This window comes from Herbaspirillum lusitanum P6-12 (assembly GCF_000256565.1).
GTDB classification, from domain to species: Bacteria; Pseudomonadota; Gammaproteobacteria; order Burkholderiales; family Burkholderiaceae_D; genus Herbaspirillum; species Herbaspirillum lusitanum.
In genome coordinates, this window is record NZ_AJHH01000382.1 from 1 (window position 1) to 1515 (window position 1515).

General features: G+C 62.5%; 2 protein-coding genes. Both read left to right on the forward strand.

All coding sequences use genetic code 11. The features are described 5' to 3' along the window. Positions 1-587, forward strand: a 587-nt coding sequence (locus HLUSI_RS0112110) for an aldehyde dehydrogenase family protein (RefSeq protein WP_016834225.1), incomplete at its 5' end; no start/stop codon positions are given. A 160-nt stretch (positions 588-747) separates the two neighbouring features. Beyond that, the coding region (locus HLUSI_RS0112115) for an FAD-dependent oxidoreductase (protein WP_029363436.1) at positions 748-1515 on the forward strand (768 nt) is incomplete at its 3' end.

A 1515-nucleotide genomic window follows, 5' to 3' on the forward strand; every position in this document is an offset into this window, starting at 1 on the left:
AATTCGTCGAGCGTCTGGTGGCCATCGCCAGCAAGGCCAAGCTCGGCGACCCGACACTGCCTGATGTGCAGGTCGGCCCGGTGGCGACGCGTCCGCAATTCGAAAAGGTCATGGAGTACATCGGCATCGCCAAGAACGAAGGTGCACGCTGCGTGTTCGGCGGCAACGCCCGCACCGGTGAAGGCTACGGCGCCGGCCAGTTTGTCGAACCGACCATTTTCGTCGATGTCAGCAACGACATGCGCATCGCCCAGGAAGAAGTGTTCGGTCCGGTGCTGTCGGTCATCAAGTTCAAGGATGAAGAAGACGCCATCCGCATCGCCAACGACATCCGCTTCGGCCTGGCGTCGGGCGTGTGGACCACCAGTTTGCACCGCGCCATGCTCATGTCGTCGCGCATCAAGGCCGGCACCGTGTGGATCAACAACTACCGCTCGACCAGTTTCACCACGCCGTTCGGCGGCTACAAGGACAGCGGCACCGGACGCGAAGGCGGCATCGAGGCGGTCAAGGAATACCTCGACACCAAGAGCGTGTGGATTTCGACCGATCTCGACATGCCCGATCCGTTCATCCGCAAGTATTGATCTGCAAGTATCGATCTATGGCGTGGAACGGAGCGCGGCGACGTGGTCGCCGCGCAGCAGGTAACATGGCCTGCGCCACTACGCTACTGCAGCCGTGAAGAGACAAGGCGCCGGCCTCATTGCGATGCGGGACGGCGCCGCAACAGAACAGGTATGCATCATGACTACACAATCGGGTAAGCCCGCCAACTGCGATCTGCTGGTCATCGGCAGCGGCATTTCAGGCTTGTCGGCGGCAGTGTCCGCCGCCGCCGCAGGTGCGCGCGTGCTGGTGCTGGAGCGCTCGGTGCGCGAAGAGTTCGGCGGCAATACGCGCTGGACCGAATCCTATTTCCGCATGAAAAGCGATACTGAAGTCAGCGACGATTTTGAAGAGCGCCTCATCAGCAACGCCGGTTACAACCTCGACCCCAACATCATCCGGGAAGTCTCGGGCGAATACGCTACCTGGCCATCCTTCGTGAAGGCGCACGGCATGCCCGATCCGGAGCTGATTTCGACGCTGTCGGAACAGGCCGGGCCGACGGTGCAATGGCTCAAGGGTTTCGGCGTGCGTTTCGACACGCTGCCGACTTACTTCGTCACCGCTGCAGCGCCGCGTCTGATGCCGATCGGAGGCGGCCTGGCAATGATCGAAGCATTGCTGGCGCATGCACAAAAGATCGGCGTCGAATTCCGTTACGAGACGACGGCGACGAAGATGGAACGCGGCCTCGACCAGGTCTTCGGGGTTACCGTCACCGGACCCGACGGCCGCCAGGAAGTCCTGCGCGCCGCCAACGTGATGATTGCGTCGGGCGGCTTCGAAGGCAATCCGGAAATGCTCACGCAATACCTCGGCAACAGCGCCAGGTTCGTGCGGCCGGTGGCGCGCGGCGGCTACTACAACCGCGGCGAAGGCATCCGCATGGCGCTTGACGCCGGGACG